Annotated in this window: 12 protein-coding genes; 8 read left to right on the top strand and 4 right to left on the bottom strand. The window is 63.7% G+C overall.

Annotated features, from left to right (window positions below; genetic code table 11):
• From CSC73_RS11210 to CSC73_RS11195, 4 genes are all read left to right on the top strand, one after another.
• The coding region (locus CSC73_RS11210; protein ID WP_246197495.1) for an RHS repeat domain-containing protein at window positions 1–845 on the top strand (845 nt) is incomplete at its 5' end.
• Window positions 846–848: 3 nt separating this feature from the next.
• Entirely contained in the window at window positions 849–1448 is a 600-nt protein-coding gene (locus CSC73_RS11205) for a DUF416 family protein (protein WP_163840514.1), read from the top strand.
• An 80-nt stretch (window positions 1449–1528) separates the two neighbouring features.
• Window positions 1529–1903, top strand: a complete 375-nt coding sequence (locus CSC73_RS11200; RefSeq protein ID WP_163840513.1) for a hypothetical protein — start codon at window positions 1529–1531, stop codon at window positions 1901–1903.
• A 167-nt stretch (window positions 1904–2070) separates the two neighbouring features.
• A complete protein-coding gene (locus CSC73_RS11195; RefSeq protein WP_163840401.1) occupies window positions 2071–2292 on the top strand; it encodes a hypothetical protein in 222 nt (73 codons plus the stop codon).
• Window positions 2293–2428: 136 nt separating this feature from the next.
• Here CSC73_RS11195 and CSC73_RS11190 read toward each other — a convergent pair whose 3' ends face one another.
• Complete coding sequence (locus tag CSC73_RS11190) at window positions 2429–5494, bottom strand: trypsin-like peptidase domain-containing protein (RefSeq protein ID WP_163840512.1); 3066 nt, start codon at window positions 5492–5494, stop codon at window positions 2429–2431.
• Between the two features lie 572 nt (window positions 5495–6066).
• Here CSC73_RS11190 and CSC73_RS11185 point away from each other — a divergent pair.
• Complete coding sequence (locus CSC73_RS11185) at window positions 6067–9411, top strand: autotransporter family protein (protein WP_163840511.1); 3345 nt, start codon at window positions 6067–6069, stop codon at window positions 9409–9411.
• A gap of 123 nt (window positions 9412–9534) precedes the next feature.
• Here the strand turns inward: CSC73_RS11185 and CSC73_RS11180 are convergent, their stop codons facing one another.
• The 3 genes from CSC73_RS11180 to CSC73_RS11170 form a co-directional block, all read right to left on the bottom strand.
• Complete coding sequence (locus tag CSC73_RS11180; RefSeq protein ID WP_163840510.1) at window positions 9535–11019, bottom strand: DUF1501 domain-containing protein; 1485 nt, start codon at window positions 11017–11019, stop codon at window positions 9535–9537.
• Between the two features lie 10 nt (window positions 11020–11029).
• Entirely contained in the window at window positions 11030–12913 is a 1884-nt protein-coding gene (locus CSC73_RS11175) for a DUF1800 domain-containing protein (protein WP_163840509.1), read from the bottom strand.
• A 115-nt stretch (window positions 12914–13028) separates the two neighbouring features.
• Window positions 13029–14426 (bottom strand): GntP family permease, encoded by a 1398-nt coding sequence (locus CSC73_RS11170; protein ID WP_163840508.1) that lies wholly within the window; start codon window positions 14424–14426, stop codon window positions 13029–13031.
• A gap of 191 nt (window positions 14427–14617) precedes the next feature.
• On the opposite strand from CSC73_RS11170, the gene CSC73_RS11165 reads away from it, so the two are divergent.
• The 3 genes from CSC73_RS11165 to CSC73_RS11155 all read left to right on the top strand — a co-directional run bounded on the left by CSC73_RS11165 (window position 14618) and on the right by CSC73_RS11155 (window position 21021).
• Window positions 14618–16828 (top strand): TonB-dependent receptor, encoded by a 2211-nt coding sequence (locus CSC73_RS11165; RefSeq protein ID WP_163840507.1) that lies wholly within the window; start codon window positions 14618–14620, stop codon window positions 16826–16828.
• A gap of 217 nt (window positions 16829–17045) precedes the next feature.
• Entirely contained in the window at window positions 17046–20381 is a 3336-nt protein-coding gene (locus CSC73_RS11160; RefSeq protein ID WP_163840506.1) for a hybrid sensor histidine kinase/response regulator, read from the top strand.
• Window positions 20382–20532: 151 nt separating this feature from the next.
• Window positions 20533–21021 (top strand): NUDIX hydrolase, encoded by a 489-nt coding sequence (locus CSC73_RS11155; protein ID WP_163840505.1) that lies wholly within the window; start codon window positions 20533–20535, stop codon window positions 21019–21021.
• The last annotated feature ends 142 nt before the right edge of the window (window positions 21022–21163 follow it).

Raw genomic sequence — 21163 nt, 5'->3', positions numbered from 1 at the left:
CCAAGTACCAGCACACCGATGCCCTGGGCAGTCCGGTAGCGGTCACCAACGAAGCCGGGACGGTGATCGACCGCACCAACTACGAGCCCTATGGCGCGGCGATCAACAAGCCGGCGTACGAGGGCATCGGCTACACCGGCCACGTGATGGATGGCGCCACGGGGCTGACTTATATGCAGCAGCGCTATTACGATCCGATGTGCGGGTGCTTCCTCAGTGTTGATCCGGTCACCGCTTATGACAGCGGGGATTGGCGGCAATTTAATCGGTACGCCTATGCCTTCAACAACCCCTATAAGTTCACCGATCCGGATGGAAGGATTCCAGTAGGTGATCCCAATGTTGGGGACTACATGACTACGGCTGATTCGGGCGCGTTCTTCGAAATGGTGGCTGATGGGTTGGAGGCTTTGGACGACGCTATTTCTACGCTGCCTCCGCAGATAGGCGGCCTGGAACATATGGCCGCTGTGCCGCTCATAAAGGGGGCCAGAGCTCTCGCTACTGAAGCAAAGGCGGTTAATGCACTTACGAGAGCCAAAGAAGTGCAAAGTGTTCTTAATCCAAGAACTCAGCGTGCAGTTACCACCGCGGTGGCCGAAACTAAAGAGGGTGTGCGCGTATTTGGCTCTAGTGAAGGTGCGCTCCGCCCAGCTGCACGAGCCGCCTTAAAGCCAGGTGAGGTGGCTGCAAAAGGTGCTCGTGGCGTTCATGCAGAAGTCAACGCTGTTAATGGAGCCAAGAAAGCTGGACTGACTCCAACAAGCGTGTCTCCAAGCCGGCCTGCATGTGCCGGATGTCAGGAGGCCATGAAAAAACTAGACATTCCTATCAAGGATAAGTAAGGCGTGGAAATTTTTGACGAAATAACACTACGCACCTCGACGAAAAGACTGTCGGATTGGCAGTGTGTAGCCTTCATGGCTTACTGCTGCGAGCGGATGTTGCCCAACTATCAGAGCTTTTTTGCACAGACTTCCTACGGCAAGATAAATGTCTTGAGAGCCGCTCTCGATTATATTTGGACATGGGTCGAGAGCAGTCAGCTGCCGATTGACGTAGCTAGTCTTACGGCTGCTTGCGAACAGGAGGCTCCTGATACTTCTGAATTCAGCTCGATCTATACATCGGCGGCGCTAGATGCCGCGACAGCAATTGCTATCACTCTCGATGCGCTGGAAAAACCCCTAGAGAACCAACTCGTCGACGTGGCATCCCTTGCTAGGGACAGTGTCGATCTGTATGTGCAAGAGCGTGCGAATCTCGATCCAAACGATCCTCTATTGGAAGAGAAAATCCTGAAGAGCGACCTTATGCAGGCAGAGCTCCGGGCGCAGCGTGAAAGCATCCTGATGCTCGAATCATTAAGCGAAACCCGCGATCTTGCCGCTCGCCACTTGCGCGAGCGGTGGTCAAATCTGAGGAAAGGGAGTTTGGATCCAACTTAAGGAGCTTAAGGGGGGGCGGAGGAAAGTAATCCGTCCCGCGTTACAAAAGATGCGGCTTGTTGGGCAACGTCAAACTGCTAATGAAAATGATTGAATTTTGTGAGCTCGTATTTAAGCAGGCCTACCTACTTAGCGGCAGGTTCAGTGGTGGTCAGGAGCCGAGTCTGTTTCGAGCATGTTTGTTTGTTTCCGCAGCCTTATTCATAAACACCTTGACAGTTCTATTTGCGCTTGAAGCACTCCTTGGAATCGTAGTCAATTTATCTAAAGTGGCATTTGTCGCAACGAGCTTTATGCTCTTGGTTGGTTGCTCTGTATTTGTATTGATTCGAAAGGATTCAATATTGTTAGGCACTGAGAAACTCGGGACCCCGAAATCTCTGGCGATAAAAGTATATTTTTTTACATCTTTAATTCTGTTTGGCGTTTCGGCGGTTCTTCTCTATCGCGTTTGAATGGAACTTGTTGTGTCCTCGTTTATTCGAGTCATTCAGAAGCCTAAGTCCCGGAGCGTGGGCTTCAATTTAAGGGCAATTTAAAGGGGCGGAGGAAATTAATCTGATCCCGCACAGTACAAGGCCCGCATTAGCGGCCTTGTCGTTCATGGCGTGTCGGTTATCAGTTGGCTGTGGCTCAAAAGGGTTACGACGTGCAGGGCAATCTGGCCAACAAGAACGGTCAGCTGTATAGCTTCGACTACGGCAACCGCCTGCGCACAGTGCCGAACAAGGAGGCGTACCGGTACGACGGTCTGGGCCGCCGGGTGCAGACCACCAAGACCGACGGCAGCCAGACGCTGTGGCAGCACAGGCCCCATAGGTCGGGCTTCATGCGGCGGGCTTGAGCCCGCCCTATGAGATGCGGGGTGGTTATAGGGTGGGCCCTGGCCCACCGTATGCGATCTTTGAGGAGGAGCTATCTACGGCATTGCCGATGATGAAGAAAAGCGGGCCTAAGCCCGCTTTTCTCTTTCCAATAACCTAGCAACCGCAACCCTTATCGTCCTTGTGGTTGCCCGGCGGCTTGCGCTCCTTGCCGCTCTTGCCTTTCGGCTTCCTGCACGGCCGCTCGCAATCCGGATCCTCCAGATCCACCTCGATGCACACGCTCTTGACCTGCACGCGTTTGACGTTGGGGTCGTGCAAGCCCAGGCAATCGAGCAAGTCGCCGGCCGCGTCGTTGCAGTCGGGGCGGCAGTCGCTTGGCGGATATCCGTCCGGCACCACCGGCACCGGCGGCCGATCGGGTTGCTGCACGACCACGCCGGGCGTGGCGTTGTCCGGGTCCCACACCACCACGACGGTGTAGCTGCCATCGCCGGCATCCTTTACCGGACCGACCACTTCTACGCCGGGAAGCGGCGTGACGGTGAAACAGTCGCCACGTCCTGGCCCCAGCGGATTGTCGTAGCGATCATGCGGCACCAGCACCAGCGTGCCGCGCTGGCCGCCGTCGACGTCGGTGACATCCACCAGAGTGACATCTGTGTTGTCCGGGTCGATGCCCGGTTGCACATGCACTGCCCAATGGATCTCGCGGGTGGCGCGGCAACCTTGTCCGTAACGGGCCAGTGCACGGAAGCTGTAGGTGCCTTCGGTCCGGGTGAAGTCCTTCAACGGATGGTTGAATACCCCGTCGGCTTCCATCGCGCCATCGTCGTGGGCGCCATCATCGAACATCGGCAGGTGCACGGTCGTCGTACCGACGGGCAGGGTGCCGCCGTTGCTGCCGGCGATGCTCTTGAGCGTGGCGTGGAAACCGTCCACCGCATCGCCCGAAGTGATGGGCGGACGCAGGCTGGCTTCGCTGGTCAGGCGCCCCAGCGCGATGGTCGGGGCATCGACGATCAGCTCCACTTCGGCATCCGCGGGCACCGTGCCGTTGGGGTAGTGCAGGCCCACGCGCGGGTGGATGACGTCGCCGGTGTAGATATGGCGTGGCGAACCCAGGTAACTCAACTTGGGACCGCCAATGGCCGTAACCAGGTAGAAGTAGCGAACATCCGAAGGGAACTGCTGCGTTGCGGCTGCCGCAGCGGCGGCGCGCTTGGACAGGCCGATCACAATCGGCGGCACACGGTCGACGATCAGCTTCCATGCCCCGTCGCGCTCGCCTTCGTACGGCAGCGGGATCTTCCAGAACACCCAACTGCGTCCGCGCACTTCGCGCGCGCGTTTGCCGGCCGCCACCAGTTTCCCGGAAGGCGTGTAGACGCGCGCTCGCAGCGGTGCCTGCAGGTCGTCCCAACCCAGCACCACGGTGATGTGCTCCTCGCCACAGACCTGGAACACGTGCGGCTGCGACTCCGACTGGTTCTTGCCCAGCACATGCTCGGGATCGGCCAGCGCGCCGTTCTCGAAGATGTTGCCGAAGCTCAGGCCGAAGAACTTGCGCAAACCCAGGCCATCCAGTGCGCGGGTGAAGTGGCCGCCATGCTGGTGCGCGACGCGATTGAGCAAGGGGCCGTCGATGTCCGCATCGGAACCGAAACCGATCACGTTCAACTTGGTAGAGCCCAGGAATCCTTCCACCTCCTCGACCATCGGCGCAGTGTTCTGCAAGCCATCCGTCAGCAACAGCATGGCTTTCGTGTTGCCGGATCCCGAACCGAAACCCAACTGCCCGATGCCGATACCGGCGCCAATACTGGTCGCACCACCCGGAGCGATGGCGCCGATCTGGCCGCTGGTGAAAGGCGCCGGACCGACCAACAGCGGCTTCACCGTCGCCGCCAATCCCATCGGCCGGTCCAGGCCCGCGGCGGAACTGAAGGTCACCATGCCCAGGCGATCGCCCGCGCCTTCGCGCACCAGCTGCACGAACAACGAAGCTGCGTCCTGTGCTTCCTCCAGCTTGCTGCGTCCGATCGGCGGCGCGCTGCCGGCCATGCTGCCGGAACGGTCGAATACGATCATCACGTCCAGAGGAACGGCCGGAACCGGCGGGTTGTTCAAGCCGGCCTTGACGTTGGCCAGCGGCGCGTACGTCACCGTGCAAGCGTTGCCGACCGGGCCGACGCTGAGCGGTCCCCCAACCAAGCGTCCGCTGCTGTCGAACAACGACGAGCCGGAACTGCCACCGCAATAATCGAATCCGACGATGTTGGTGCCCCCGCCATGCACGCCTTCCTGGGTTTTCTTCACCGCGCCGGTCGGGTGGTGCATGGTGAACACGGTTTCGCCCGACATCAGTCCCGCGTCGCGCATTTCCAGCGGCGCCGGCAGTTCACCGGGTGCGGCATCCAGACGCACCACAACCCAGTCGCTGCTGCTGGGCGGGTTGGAACCATTGGCCCCCGAACCTGCAGCGACTTCTTCGACGACTTTGAAGAAGCGCGGATTGTGGCCCGCAGGTCGGCTGCCATCGCAATTGGTCTCGTAGTCGAAAGTGACCGAAGCGCTGCGCACATCGCGGCCGGCGGCATCGACCAGGCAGTGACGCGCGGTCAGGAACAGGTCGCCCGCGATCAAAGTGCCGCTGCAGCTGCTGACATGTCCGCCATGGCCGGCGGCATTGAAATCGTGCGCTTCCACGATGATGCCGGTCGCGGCCCGCACTTTGTCGCGCACCGCATCGGGCACGGTCGGCAACGAACAGCGCGCATTGCGCCATTCGAAGGTAGGGTGGCATTTCAATCGCGTCTCGTAGATCGGCTCCTGATACGGATTGCTGTTCAAGAACGGATCGGGATTGGACCGGCTACCGGTCGAAGTGCCCGGTGGATTGGAAGTTTCGGTGGGCTCGCCGCTGCCGAATTCGAGCAGACGCGCGCTGCCGGTGCCGCCGACGATGCGCATGGTGATCGGAGTGTTGATCGCATTGACCGGTCGCGACCAGAAGTCGCTGCCGGAAGCGGAGGTGAACACATCGGTGTCGTAGCCCAGCGCCACCTCCAGACGCGCGCCGCCATTGAGCACTACCGAATCGAAGTGCAGGAATACGAACCGCGGCGTGCCCAGCGGACCGGGGCCGGGAGTCAGGTCGAGTCCGCTGCTGTGGGTGAAAGTACGTCCGTCGGCGACGACGCGCCCGAGTGCATGAGTCATGCGAAGATCCTCCGCGCATGTTGAGGGGAAGGGCGCGTGCCATGCGCATCCCGCACGCCGCGCGCCCCGCATGCCTGCACTGCGGATCTCCCCCCTCCCAACCAGCGTCCATCACAGGCTTAACTTCAATCAACGCGGTGCCGCAGGCGCATCGGCCAACGCATGCAGCGGCAATGTAGAGGATGAGCCGGAAAGGAAGCGGCAAAAGGCCGGTGCAGCGATCATCGCCAGAAGAATGGGTGCGATGGACTGAGATTCGATCGATGCGAGTCGCGGAACCCGCTGCTCAGTGCGACCGGCGTTCTATACGAATGGTGATCCGAATTCCGTATGGCGTATTCAAGAAAATCAACGCCGAGTGAAATTTGCGCGGATGAGCTGCGCAAATCGGACTTGTCGCCGACATCGTCACTTGTGCTCGAATAATTTCTGGTTTAATTAAGGTTGAGCAAGGGATGCGGCTCGGCAAGGTTGGCCGAGGTATCCAAGGTTGTCGTCGTTGCAGTGCGAGACGCGTAGCTGGATGCCCGCCGCGCCTGGTGGGCGGGTTCATCGAACTTGGGGACGCCGCCATGGCCACTTCGAAGCCACACCATTTGTCTTCCTGCATCGCCCTGGTGCTGCATTGCGCGCGTGCCGGCATCGTCGGCGGCTTGGGAAGCGCTATGGCGTTCTCCGCATACGCAGGCTGCGACTCCGCAGCGCCGGTTTCGGGACAGACGGTCACTTGCGACGCCAGCGTTCCCAATCCGCAGACCACCGGCGTGCTGGCGGTGGCGGGCAGCACCGGCGTCACGGTCAACATCGTCGATGGCGCCACCTTGCAGATCGCGGCAGGCCCGGGTGTGCAGGTGCGCGACCAGAGCCAGGTGAACAACGACGGCGGCATCGATTTGAGTGCCGCCGATACCTTCGACGCCCTCTTTGCCGAAGGCAGCGGCAATACCGTCGTCAATACCGGTGCCATCGCCACTGCAGGCGGCGCGTCGGACGGCATCCAGAGCAATGGCAGCAACAACACACTCACCAATGGAGTCGGCGGCAGCATCGTCACCACCGGTGCGAATGCGAACGGCATGCTGTCTCTCAACGGCAACGGCAACACGCTGACCAACAACGGCATGATCACCGTCAGCGGCGCCGGCTCGTCCGGTATCCGCGTCGACGGCGCCGCCGGTAGCACGAACACGTTGGTCAACGATGGTTCGATCACCAGCCAGGCAGGGACCGGCGTGCTGTTCAATGGAAGCGCGGGCAGCACTCTGATCAATCGCGGCACCATCAGCGGCGCCACTGGCGGGGTTACCTCGGGCGCGGGCAACGACCGCATCGAAATGCTGGGCGGTTCCATCAGCGGGGCGGTGGCGCAAGGCGCCGGCGACGATACGCTGATCATCAGCGCTGGCCAGTTGAGTGCGGTGAACCAGGGCGATGGTGCGGACCGTTTCGAAATAAGCGGTACGGGAACGGTCACCGGCACGGTGCAGCAGGGCAGCGGCATCGATACGTTCGTGATGAGCGGTGGACAGCTCGGAGCTTTGCTGCAAGGCGACAATCTCGATACCTTCACCATGAGCGGTGGCCGCATCGTCGGTGCGTTCGAAGACGGCGACCGCGCGACCATGACCGGCGGCCGCATCGGCCGGGTGGACATGAAGCTGGACGACAATGTCTTCGACATGTCCGGCGGCACCATCGACGGCAATCTGGTCACCGGTTTCGGCAACGACACCATCCGGCTGTCCAACGGTTACATCGGCGGCAACATCAGCGTCAGCGGCGGCAACGACAGCATCACCGTCACTGGCGGTACGGTGCGCGGCGAAGTGCGTGTCAGCGCGGGCGACGATACCTTCGAATGGGCGGGCGGCGGCGTCATCCATGGCGCGATCGATCTGGGCGAAGGCACCGATACGGCCACGCTGCGCAACTTGAACCAGTCCCACCTGGGCGCGACGCCTTCGCTCAGCGGCGGCAACGGCGTGGACAGCCTGTCCTTCGCCAACGTCACCAGCGGCGGCGTGGCGCGGTTCGGCAATTGGGAAACCATCAATGCGGGCAACGATACCGAACTGACCTTCGACGGCAATCTGGTGCTGGGCGACGCGGCCAGCGGCACCGGCGTGCTGAACGTCGATGCCAGCAGCACGCTGTTCGCCGGTAACGGAGCCAATGCGTCCATCATGGCTTTAGGTGCCGGACAAATGGCCACCGTCAACAATGCTGGCCGCATCGACCTGACCAATGGCGCGGCCAGCGCCACCGATACTTTCACCATCGTGGGCAATTACGTCGGCAACAACGCGGCGTTGTTTCTGCAGACGCAACTGGGCGACGACAGTTCTCCCTCCGACAGGCTGGTGATTTCCGGCGGCACCGCCAGCGGCACTACGGGGTTGGAGATCATCAACCTCAACGGCAGCGGCGGCTCGACGCTGCTCGACGGCATCATGGTGATCCAGGCCATCAATGGCGCCAGTTCCAGCAGCAGCGCTTTCGCGTTGATGGGGCCGGTGGCAGCGGGGGCGTTCGAATATTTCCTTTTCAAGGGTGGCGTCTCCGACGGCACTTCCGAAAACTGGTACCTGCGCTCGACGCTGGTGGCGCCACCGGCATCGCCGCCGCCAACACCCGCACCGGCTCCCGATCCCCTTGAGCCGACACCACCCCCGGTGCCGCCCACGCCGCCGGAACCGCCCGCGCCGCCACCGCCGACATTGCCGCCTCCGCCTCCACCGGAGGTGCCGGACAATCCGGATCCCGAGGTGCCGCCCGCGCCGCCGCCGGCTCCACCCACGGCGCCACCGCCGGCCGAACCACCGGCGCCGCCACCGCCGCTTCCGCCGGTACCGGAAGATCCCGCACCGCTGCCCACGCCAAGTCCCGAGCCGCCACCGGTGCTACCGACTCCGCCCACGCCCGGCGCCACTCCCGCGACCGGCACGGTCATTCCGCTATACCGGGTGGAAGCGCCGACCTACGCCGTGGTGCCGCCCATCGTCCATCAACTGGGGCTGGCCACGCTGGGCACTTTCCACGAACGCCAGGGCGAGCAGACGTTGTTGGATAGCGAAGGAGCGCTACGTTCGGCCTGGGGTCGCGTGATCGGCCAGAACACCGAGCAGAGTTGGACGGGCACGGTGGCGCCGACGTTCGATGGAAGCTTGTGGGGCGTGCAGGCCGGCGTGGAGCTGTTCGCCCGCGAAGGCGACGACGGGCGGCGCGATCACTTCGGCCTGTTCGTGGGCCGCACGCGCGCCGATGGCGACGTGCGCGGTTTCGCTTTGGGTTGGAACAATCTGACCGTGGGCGAGACCCGTCTCGACGATACCCATCTGGGCCTGTCCTGGACGCGCATCGGCGCCCGCGGCGCGTATCTGGATGCGGTGATCGTGGCCAGCCGTTACGACGGCGAGGCGACTTCCTCGCGCGGCATCGGCATCGATCTGGAGGGCGATGGGGTGACCGCGTCGCTGGAAGTGGGTTATCCGATGCGTTGGGGCGAGGGTTCGCGCTGGTCGCTGGAGCCGCAGGCGCAACTGGTCTGGCAGCATGTGTCGTTGGACCGGCAACAGGACGATTTCGCCAGCGTGGATTTCGATTCCGACGACGCGCTGACCGGACGCATCGGCCTGCGCTTGTCGGCCGACTACAGCACTTCGGCCGGCCTGCTGCAGCCTTATCTGAAACTCAACTACCTGCGCGGTTTCAGCGGCGAGGATCGCTTGCTTTTCGACACCGACATCGTCGAGACCGACCAGCAGTTCGATGCGGTGGAGCTGGGTGCGGGTCTGGTCGCGCAATTCAACGCCAATATCAGCGCTTATGTGGTGTTGGACTACACCACCGATGCGGGCGATGAGGACAGGGAGCGCAAGACCGTCGAAGGCAATGTGGGGTTGCGTATCACCTGGTGATGGCGAGGAGGAGCGGGTACCGCCCTGCATCATTGGCAGGGCGGCTCCTGCGGTCAGTTTTGCACGGCTCGAATGCAGTCTCGGAGTGTCCGAGCGTCGGGGGCGTAGCCCCGACCTACCATGCTATCGCTCGCGACGGGTCAGTGTGCGATCCACCGGTCCACGCTGCTGCCACTCGGGTGTGGGCGCTCGCGACGGCTGTGTATTCGCGGCCGCCTGCGTGGCGGCGCTGGCGGCCGTGGGAGGAACGGAAGCCAGCGTCGCCGCCTCATCGATCTTGGGAGTCAGGTCGGTACCCTGCACGATGCCCAAAGGCGAATAACCGGTGTAGCCCGGGAATATCGTGCTGAGATTGGGGTTGGCCATGCGCCGGATCATGATTTCCGAAACCACGCGGCGGTAGTCGGTGGTCACCGGTACGTCGCCGAAGGTGGGGGAGAGGATTTCCGGGTTGAGACCGGGCCAGGTGCCGTAGAACCTTCGGCCGTTCACCGCGCCGCCCAGCACCAGCATCGGATTGCCGTAGCCGTGATCGGTGCCGCCGTTGGCATTGGCGCGCACGCGGCGGCCGAATTCCGATTGCACGATCACCGTGACCCGCGACATCTGCCCGGTGGCGTTGAGCTCGCTGTAGAAGGCGGCGAGCGCGGCGGACAGCTCGTTGATCTTGTTCTGATAATAGTTGTAGCCGCTGCCCGCCGTGCCCTGGCCTTCGTGCGTGTCCCAGCCGCCCAGATCCAGAGTGGCGTAGCGCAGGCCAAGATTGAAGCGGATGCTCTGGGCGATGGTCCACAACTGCTCGGCGAAGCCGCCGGTCGGCCAGCTGGCAGGCAGGGAAGCGAAGGGTTGCTGACCGATGGTCTTCAACGCCAGGTCCGCGCGGCGGCCGTTGATCTCCATGCCGGTCTGGCCGGTCCACAGATCGGCCAGGGTTTCGTTCATGCCGCGGAATCCCGCCGGCGAATCGGCGCGTATCTTCTGCCAGGCATAGGCGCCGGCATTGAGTTGGAAATCCGACGGATTGCTCATGGTCAGCGAATCGGTGGCGCCCATCAGCCCCGCCGGTTGCGTGCCGGAAACGCCCAGCGCGGGCATGGTGGCCGCCGGCGTGTTGGCTGGGCGGCTTTGCCAGGCGCGTGTCATCCAGCCGCTGGGGGAACCGTACTTGCCTGGCGTGCCCAGGTCGATGTACAGCTGCGCGTCGAAGTGGCTGCGGGTGACCGTGGTGGCCATGCCGCAGGCGTGCACGATGGCCATCCTGCCGTCGTTCCACAGATCGCGCAGACCGGTAGCCGAAGGGTGCAATCCGAAGCCGGTGGCCGCGCCGGTGCTCAAGGTCAGCGGCAATGCGCCATACGTGCCGGTGGCGTCTATCTTCAGGCTGGGCCGCGCTTCTTCGTAGAAGGTGCGGTCCACGCCGTCGACCGGAACCACCAGGTTCAAACCATCCATGCCGCCGCGCAGGAACAGGTGCACCACCGTGTCGTATTCGTTGGCCGCCGCGAATGCTTCGTCGGCGTACATCAGCGAACCGCCTACGCCGCTGATCACGGCGGCGCTGCAGCAGCCCTTGAAGAATTCCCGGCGGGTGAGGGTGTAGTCGCTCATGGGAGTGTCCTCAGCGGCTCAGGAATTCGGGGGTAAGCAGGATCAGCGACACCATGCTGCGCAGGCGTTGCTGGTTGTAGTGTTTCTTCAGATCGCTGGCCGCCCAGGTATCGGTGTCGGCGATCACGTCGCTGGCCGGATTGCCGTTCTGGGCCATGAAATTCACCAGCACCTGCCGCCGCGCCGCAGGCAACGCATAGCCCAGGATCCGGACCGACCAGAAATCGACCAGATTGTTGGCCGTCCAGGTAGCGACGTTGGAGCGGGTCGTGGCCAGAATGGGGCTGAGCGGTACGCTGGCATCGCTGGCTTCGGTCAGCCAGTTGATCAGCTTCCAGGTCATGGCATAGGAATTGGAACCCGACCACGCCACCGCGGTATCCGGGTAGCCATTGGGCGCCGGCCAGTTGTAGGCGACATTGCCGGTGAAGCCGGCGCGCCACATGAATTCGTCGCTCTTGCCGTGGTCCAGCCGCAGCGTCCAGTCCTGCCCGAGCGCGCGCATCGCCGCGACCGTGGCCTCGAACGGACGCCGGTTCTTCTGGCCCCAGCTGTTGATCATGTCGTCCGAAGTCAGGATATGCCGCAGGGTGATTTCGATCTGCCTGGGGTTCTGCCAGTTGGCGCGGAAGATCGCCGCGGCGCTGTCGATCAGTTTTTGCGAAGGCGTGTCGTTGATGAAACGCCGGATCAGCTTCTTGCAGATGAACTTGGCCACGCGCGGGTGGCTGGCCAGACGGTTCAACACGTCCTGCCCGTCCTTGAGCGCGGGCTGCTCGGGGTAGACCATCATGCCGAGCAGGAACTTGGGGCCGGCATCGTGCCAGGACTGGCGGTAGACGAAGGTGCCGTCGTTCTCGGTGGGGAACTGCCAGTGCCCGTTCTTGGCCGACCAGCCGGTGAACGCGGCCGAGGTCTCGTACACGTCGATGTCGGTGTAGCCGATCGGATAGGCGGGATCCTCCGGACACGGCGGCACCTGGAACGGATCCATGAAGCCCAGGTAGTTTTCCGCGCCCAGCGTATGCAGTTCCAGCAGCTCGCGCGCGTAGTTCTCGTTGGGGCCCGAACGCGAGTTGTTGAGATTGTCCAGGAAGTAGAGCATCGATGTGCTCTTGGCCACCGCTTCCAGCATGGTGCGGAAGTTGCCGGTGGCGTTGGCGCGGATCACGTCGCGGTCGTAGTGCACGAACACCGGCCCGACGCTGAAGTCCGTGCCCATCACGTTGAAGTGCGCATGCCAGAAATTGACCAGCACCTCGCGCAGCTGACGCCGGGAATAGGCGGCGCGCACGTACGAGGCGCGCTGCACTTCCCAGGCCGGGCGCATGCGGATCTCGTGGACAGGGTCGGCCTTGACGTGGTCGTTCCACAACTGTTCGAGGCTTTTGCCCAGCGTGGTGTAGCCGGCGGCAGTCAGTCGTTGATCCACCGCCGCATCGTTGATGTTGGCCCAGTCCAGCTGCCAGTCCACCCAGTTGGCCAGGCGCTGCGCATCGGTGCTGCCCAGTGCGTTGAATTCGGCGATCGTCGTGGGAGTGGCGCCGTAGCTCATGTTGTTGAGCGCACGTACCGCGAACGGCGCCTTGGCCAGTGTCATCAGCGTAGGCGCCGACCAGCCGGCCATCGTGCGGCCGCCGGGCTGTCCGGTTTCGTATGCCGTGGAAGCCGGAGTTTCCGCGGGCAGCGATTTGTCCGCCATCGGCACGCGTTGCCCGCGATAGCCGTACAGGCTGGCGTGCCTGGCCTTGACCTGCGCGAGCTGCCGCGCAGTCGGGCTGGCGTTACGCGCCAGACGCGATATGGGTTCGGCGGGTTCGCCGACCGCAGTGCGAATGTACGGATTCGCGCTTGCGCGCGCGCCACCGCGCAAAACAGAAACTCGTTTGACCATCCCCATTCCCCAGTGCTTTCAAATCACCGCGGAGAGTATCAAGGCAGCCGGCGCTTGCGACTGGGACGCAGCGCACAGGCCCGGAATGGAGCGGGGATGTCCCGGCAAAACAGCTTCAGACCAGGCCTGTGGCGTAGTACAGGCCGATCACGAAGAACACCGCCATGGTCTTGATCAGGGTGATGGCGAATATGTCCTTGTAGGACTGCCGATGCGTCAGTCCGGTGACGGCGAGCAGGGTGATCACCGCACCGTTGTGGGGCAGGGTGTCCATGCCGCCGGAGGCCATGGACGCCACCCGGTGCAATACGTCCATCGGTATGCCGGCGGCATTGGCGTTGGCGATGAAACTGTCGGCCATGGCCGCCAGCGCAATGCTCATGCCGCCGGAAGCCGAACCGGTGATGCCGGCGAGCGCGGTGACCGAAACCGCTTCGTTCACCAGCGGATTGGGAATGGCCTTCAGCGTATCGGCCACGACCAGGAACCCGGGCAGCGCGGCGATGACGGCGCCGAAGCCGTACTCGGAAGCCGTGTTCATGGAGGCCAGCAAAGCGCCGCCGATGGCCGATTTGGTGCCTTCGGCGAAACTGGCCATCACCGGTTTCCAGGCGAACGCGATGACCGCCGCTATCCCCACCAGCAGCGCGCCCTGAACCGCCCAGATCGCCGCGACCTTGGCCACTTCCTGCACCACCGGCGCCGGATTGCCGATCACCGCGGGAACGAAAGACTGGCTTTGGCCGTAGAAACCCGGGATCAGCTTGGTGAAGGCGAAATTGGCCACGCCCACCAGCACCAGCGGCAGGATGGCGATCAGCGGATGGGCGAGTTTGTCGCCGCGGAAGGCTTCCGGTTCGTTGCGCAGCTCGCTGCCGTAGCCTTCGCCCGCCCGCAGCGCCGCGCGGCGACGCCATTCCAGATAGCTCATGCCCAGGATCAGGATGAATACCCCGCCCAGCGTGCCCAGCATGGGCGCGGCCCAGCCGGTCGTGCCGAAAAACGAAGCGGGGATGATGTTCTGGATCTGCGGCGTGCCCGGCAGCGCATCCATGGTGAAGGTGAACGCGCCGAGGGCGATCGTGCCCGGTACCAGCCGCTTGGGGATGTCGCTCTGGCGGAAAAGCTCGGCAGCGAACGGATAGACCGCGAACACCACCACGAACAGGGAAACCCCGCCGTAGGTCAGCAGCGCGCACACCAGCACGATGGACAGCATGGCGCGCTGCGCGCCGACGACCTTGATGGTCGCGGCCACGATGGATTTTGAGAAGCCGGAGATCTCGATGAGTTTGCCGAACACCGCTCCCAGCAGGAACACGGGGAAATACAGCTTCAGGAAGCCCACCATCTTGTCCATGAACAAGCCGGTGAACATGGGCGCGACCAGCGCAGGATCGGTCAGCAGCACCGCGCCCAGCGCGGCCACGGGCGCGAACAGGATCACGCTGTAGCCGCGGTAGGCCACGAACATCAGGAAGCACAACGCGGCCAGCACGATCAGGAACGACATCCCTACTCCTCGTAAAGCATGCCGGCACCCCGGCGCATGCCCGGTCGGCAAGTGGACGCGAGTATCCGCAGCTATGCCTTTCCTCCCCACTGTACGAAGGTACAAGTGTTGCGGCACCGCCCAAGTCTCTAGCCTTGCCTGCGAATCGGCCGTATCGGTCCGCCACGTCGTACCCGGGAGAGGGGAATCACATGAAGCGTAAACATCTGAGTCTGGCCATCGGCTGCATCTTGCTGGCGCCATCGGCATGGGCGCAGGAAGCGGCGCCGGCGGCCGAAGCCGCCAGCGAGGCCACCACGCTGGACAAGATCACGGTAACGGCGCGCAAGCGCGAAGAGACCCTGCAGGACGTGCCGGTAGCGGTCACCGCCTTCACTCCCGAAACGCTGGACAAGTTGAATATCCAGGACATCGGCGATCTGGACGCGCAGGTGCCCAACCTGACGATTTATGCCGCGCGCGGTTCCAGCAGCACCGCGACCGCCTATATCCGCGGCGTCGGCCAGGCCGACCCGCTGTGGGGTGTGGATCCGGGCGTGGGCATCTACCTGGACGACGTGTACATCGCGCGTCCGCAGGGCGCGTTGCTGGACGTGTTCGACGTGGGCCGCATCGAAGTGCTGCGCGGACCGCAGGGCACGCTGTACGGCAAGAACACCATCGGCGGTGCGATCAAATACATTTCGCGCGGATTGCCGCAGGAGACTACGGGCTTCGCCCAGATCACCGTGGGCAACTACAACCAGCTCGACGCCAAAGCCGCCCTCGGCGGCTCCATCGGCGGCCCGGACAGCGGCCTGCGCGGCCGCGTGTCGGTGGCCAGCATGAACCGCGACGGCTTCGGCGAGAACCTTTACACCGGGCAGGAGGTCAGCGACAAGGAAATCAACGCGGCACGTTTCCAGCTGGGCGCCTATGTGGACGACGATCTGGACATCCAGTTCGCGTTCGACTGGATGGACGACCAGTCCGGCGTACGCGGCGCGAAGATGCTGGCGCCCAACCGCTTCAATGCCCTCCTGTTTCCTGCTTACGGGGCTTTCCCGCCCATGGACGACCGCTACGACATCCGCAGCGGTATGAAGAACATCAACGACACTGTGATGAAAGGCGCATCGGCCACCGTCAATTGGCGGCCGAACGAGAACTGGGCTTTCAAGTACGTGATCGCCAAGCGTGAGTCCGACACCGAGACGAATATCGATTTCGACACCACGCCCGCGCCGATCGCCGACGTCAAGGCTTTCTACAGCGACAGCCAGGTCAGCAACGAGCTGCAGGTCAATTACGACGCCGGCGGCCGCGCGCGCGGGGTAACGGGCATCTACGCTTTCGACGGCGATGCCGGCGGGCAGGTGCTGAACAACTTCTTCAACCTGAGTTTCGGCGACACCCAGGGCGTGGTGAACACCAAGAGTTTCGCTGTATACACCGATTGGACCTTCGACCTCACCGCCAAGCTGAAACTGGATGTGGGCGCGCGCTACACGGACGAAGACAAGCACGCCGTCGCCCTTAACCGCGGCTACACAAACGCTACTTTCACCGTTCCCAACGGCGTGGTGGCGGCCAATTTCGACAAGACCGTCAACTTCAAGAACGTCTCTCCGAAGATCTCGCTGGACTACCAGATCACGCCGGACATCATGCTCTACGGCCTGGCCTCGCGCGGCTTCAAATCCGGCGGCTACAACATCCGCGCCAACACCACGGCGGTGCCGCGTTCGGGCGAGCCGTTCGACGACGAGAGCGTCGACAGCTTCGAAGTGGGCAGCAAGATGAGCTTCTTCGACCAGCGCCTGTTCCTGAATCTGGCCGCGTTCCACAATGTCTACAAGGACATCCAGCTGTCGGTGTTCACCCAGTTCATCGACCAGAACGGCAATCCGCAATTCTTCGGCGACTTCACCAATGCGGGCAAGGGCACGGTCAACGGCGCGGAGGTCGAATACCAATGGCTGCCCAGCCAGCATTGGCTGATCAGCGGCAATCTGGCCTGGCTGGACGCCAAGTACGACGAGTTCATCACTGGCGGCGTCAACGTAGCCGATAGCCAGCGTTTCACCAATGCGCCCGAGTTTTCGGGAGCGATCAATGTCGAATACCGTACCGATCTGGCCAATGGCGGCAATCTATCCGCGCGCGTGGGTTATTCCTACCAGTCCGAAGTATGGCCGACCACCGACCTGAGTCCGGTGATCAAGCAGGACGGTTATGGTCTGGTGAGCGCTGGCGTGATCTGGAAGGTCAACGATACGTGGTCCTTCTCATTGCAGGGAAGCAATCTGGCCGACGAGGAATACCGCACCACCGGCTATAACCTGAATACGGCACTGGGCGTGTTGACCGGTTTCTATGGTGCGCCGCGCCAGTATTCGCTGACCGCTCGCTACGATTTCTGATCGACGCTCCGGTTTGGGGAAGGGAACGCAACGGCGGGCGAAAGCCCGCCGTTGCTGCGTTATGCTGCATGGACTTCGTAGAGCCGAGATTGCTCGGCTGACCTGGGGCGATCAGGGGCAGCCGAGCAAGCTCGGCTCTACAAGGCGGCAAGCGGATCGCCGGCTTGCATGTGGTTCGCCAAGAGGGAATGTCCATGCCAACTGATCGTTTCGCCGCATGCTGAGTTTCTGGGTGGTGGCGCTGGCCAGCCTGGCCTGGCTTGGTCTGATGTTCGGCACGGCGCTGTATGGCGAACGGCACCCTGCGCTGTTCGCGCGCCACTGGCGGCACGTGTACTCGCTGTCGCTGGCGGTGCATTGCACTTCATGGACGTTCTACGGCACGGTGACGCAAGCGGCGCGCTATGGCTGGCCGCTGCCGCCGACGTTCCTGGGCGCGATCCTGTTCTACGCACTGGCCGTGGCCTTCATGATCCGTCTGGTGAAGCTGGCGCGCGAGTCCAACGCCACTTCGCTGGCCGATCTCATCGCCACGCGCCTGGGCAAGGACGCATGGCTGGCGGCCACGGTGACCCTGGTCGCGGCGCTGGGCCTAATTCCCTACATAGCGTTGCAGCTCAAGGCCATCGCCATGAGTTTCGCCACCTTGACCGTGGATGCGGGCGACGCCGCAGCGGTGGCGCCGGTATGGCGCGACAGCGCGCTGTACGTCGCGTTGGCCATGGCCCTGTTCGCGATGCTGTTCGGTACGCGCCGCGCCAGCGCCGCCGAACACAACCGCGGCCTGGTGCTGGCGATGGCGTTCGAGTCGCTGTTCAAGCTGGTGGCGATGCTGGCGCTGGGCGCCTTCGTGTGGTTCGGGTTGAAGGCGATGCCGGCCGCCGCGTCGCAGATTGTCCCGTCGGAACCTGTCGGCGGTTTCGCGCCGCTGGTGCTGTTGGGCGCACTGGCGATGTTCATCCTTCCGCATCAGTTCCACGTGGGGGTGGTGGAGTGCCGCGACGATCGCGATGTGCGCACCGCGCGCTGGCAATTCCCCCTGTATCTGATCCTGATCGCGTTGCCGGCATTGCCGCTGGCGCGCGCCGGCACCGCCTTGTTGGGCGACAGCGTGCCTTCGGACATGTATGCGCTGGCGTTGCCGTTTTCGCAGGGGCACGAAGGAGTAGCGCTGTTCGCGTTCCTGGGCGGATTGAGCGCGGCCACCGGTATGGTGGTGGTCAGCACGCTGACGCTCAGTCTGATGATCGGCAACCACTGGTTCGCGCCTGGCCTGCTGCGTGGCGCGTGGTCGCGCGACAAAGGCGGCGACCGCCGCGGCGATCTGTTGCTGCTGCGCCGCGGCGGCATCCTGGTGATCATGCTGCTGGCCTGGGCCTACAGCCGTTTCAACAGCGGCAACGATGCGTTGGCCGACATCGGCGCGGTTTCGTTCTCGGCGCTGGGCACGCTGGCGCCGGCACTGGGATTCGCGGTGTGGCGGCCGCAAACGCCGCCGCGCGCGGCCATCATCGGCATCGTCGCCGGTTTCTCGGTATGGGCGTGGGTGATGTTGATGCCGATGGTAGCGGCATCGTTGGGCGATGAACCGGCATGGATGCGGTCCGGGCCGTTCGGGCAGGCCTGGCTTTCGCCGCAAGGATTGTTCGGGCTGACCGGATGGAGTCCGCTGGGCCGCGCGGTCGGCGTCAGCTTGTTCGCGGGCATCGCCGCCACGTTGCTTGCGACCGCCTGGCGGCGGGAAACGCCGCATCACTACGGCCGCAATCTGGACCGGCAGGCGCTGCGCGATGCGGGCTTGCGATTCCTGGCGCGCGAGCGGGTCGAGCAACTGCTGCAAGACGCGCCTGCGCAGGGCCCGGTGCCCGCATCGACCGAATCGCGGATGGAACGCGAACTCTCCGCGGTGCTCGGCTCGGCGTCGGCGCGCCTGCTGCTGAATGCGGCGCGGCGCGAAAGCGGGGAGCTGGATGCGGTGGCCGCCATCGTCGGCGAGGTTTCCCAGGATCTGCGCTTCAACCAGCAGGTGCTGGAGGCCGCGTTGCAGAACATGAGCCAGGGGATCAGCGTGGTCGACCGCGAGCAGCGGTTGGTAGCGTGGAATCGCCGCTACGTGGAATTGTTCGGTTTCCCGGAGGAACTGCTGCAGGTGGGCCGGCCCATCGCCGATCTGACCCGCTGGGCCTTGCAGCGCATGCCGCATCGCGGCTCGGACGAGGGCGCATTGCAACGGCGCATCGCTTTCATGCGTGCCGGCACGGCGCATCTGACCGAACGCGTGTTCCCGGACGGAAGCATCGTCGAGATCCGCGGCAATCCGATGCCCGGCGGCGGTTTCGTCGCCACCTATACCGATGTCACCGCCTCGCGCCAGGCCGAGCGCAGCTTGAAGCAGGCCAACGAAACCCTGGAACAGCGCGTCATCGACCGCACCGCCTTGCTGGAAACCGCCAAGCGCGAGGCCGAGCACGCCAACGATGCGAAAAGCCGCTTCCTTACCGCCATCGGCCACGATCTGCTGCAGCCCTTGCACGCCGCGCACCTGTTCACCGATGCGCTTTCGCAACAGCTGCCCGAGAGCAGCCAGCGCGAATCGGTGCAGCAGATCCGCGGCGCGCTGGATTCCACCACCGATCTGCTGACCGGATTGTTGGACATGTCGCGGCTGGAAGCCGGCGGGCTGGTGCCGGAACCGCGCGATTTTCCCTTGGCCGAAGTGCTGGAGCCGCTGGTTTCGGAGTTCCGTGCGCTGGCTGGCGAGCGCGGATTGTCTTTCTCGCACGTGCCCACGCGCATGTGGGTCCATACCGACCCGCAGTTGTTGCGCCGCATCCTGCAGAATTTCCTGGCCAATGCGGTGCGGTACACGCAGGCGGGCGGCATTCTGTTGGGCGTGCGTCGCACGGGAGGAGGCGCGCGCATCGAAGTGCACGACACCGGCCCGGGCATCGAGCTGGCCGATCAGAAGACGATCTTCGAAGAGTTCCGCCGTGGCGAAAGCGCCAGCGGGCAGGGATTGGGGCTGGGGCTTTCCATCGCCGACCGGATCGCGCACCTGTTGAAGGCTCCGCTTTCGCTGCGCAGCCGTTCCGGGCACGGGGCGGTGTTCGCCGTGACCCTGGCCCGGGCGCAGCCTTCGCACGCCGAAGCTTCCCCGGCTTTCGCAAAGCAAGGACTGGTGGGCCGCCGTGTGCTGGCGCTGGACAACGATGCCGCATCCCTCGAAGCATTGCGACGGGTGTTGGCGGGCTGGGGTTGCCAGGTGCTGCTGGCGAGGGATGGCGACGAAGCGATGCAGCGTTCGGCCGAAGCGGAAGTGGATCTGTGGCTGTTCGACTTCCATCTGGATCAGGGCGATACCGGCGTGGCGGTGACGCAGCGTCTGGCGCAGCGTTTCGGGGTGCGGCCGTGCTTGATTCTGAGTGCGGACCTGACCGAAACCGTACGCGCGGCCGTGCACGAAGCTGGCCTGCTGCTGCTGGCCAAACCGGTGCGCCCCTTGGCGCTGAAGTCCGTCCTGGACCGCATGATCGCCAGCAGCGGCGTCGCGTAGGGCGGGCACTGCCCGCCGGCTCTTGCATCGCGGTAGAGGAGATGCTGTTTCGCGACTCACGTCGCTCCTACGTGCGGCGGTGCGCCGGCGGGCAATGCCCGCCCTACGACATCGCTTTACAATGCGCATCTTTCGCAATGCGCCATCCTCCATGCCCTATACCCCCATCGTCGCCACTCTGGGCTATGTGCTGTCGCCCGATCGCTCCAAGGTGCTGCTGATCCACCGCAACGCACGTCCCGACGACCAGCACCTGGGCAAGTACAACGGCCTGGGCGGCAAGATCGAGCGCGATGAAGACGTGGTGGCCGGCATGCGCCGCGAGATCCACGAGGAAGCCGGCATCGACTGCGATGCGCTGTCGTTGCGCGGCACAATCAGCTGGCCCGGCTTCGGCAAGAACGGCGAGGACTGGTTGGGGTTCCTGTTCGTAATCACCCAGTATTCCGGCACGCCCCATGCCAGCAACGCGGAGGGCACGCTGGAATGGGTACCGGTGGCGGACATCATGCAATTGCCGCTGTGGGACGGGGACCGGCATTTCCTGCCACTGGTCTTCGACGACGACCCGCGTGCGTTCCATGGGGTGATGCCTTACCGCGACGGACGCATGGTTTCCTGGAACTTTTCGCGAGTCTGAGCCCGCCGGCCGCTTGCGACGTAAAAGGTAGGGCGGGCATTGCCCGCCGCTTTCCCGGATCGCGACCAAAGAGCAGGCGGGCAGTGCCCGCCCTACCGTGCGGGGTTCTGCTCTGAAAAATACCCCGAAGCTTGCTGCAGGG

Origin of the sequence: Pseudoxanthomonas sacheonensis, from assembly GCF_010093305.1 — a bacterium.
Classification (GTDB): Bacteria; Pseudomonadota; Gammaproteobacteria; order Xanthomonadales; family Xanthomonadaceae; genus Pseudoxanthomonas_A; species Pseudoxanthomonas_A sacheonensis.
The sequence above is the reverse complement of the archived record's forward strand: the minus strand, read 5'-3'. Positions and strand labels throughout refer to the sequence as shown.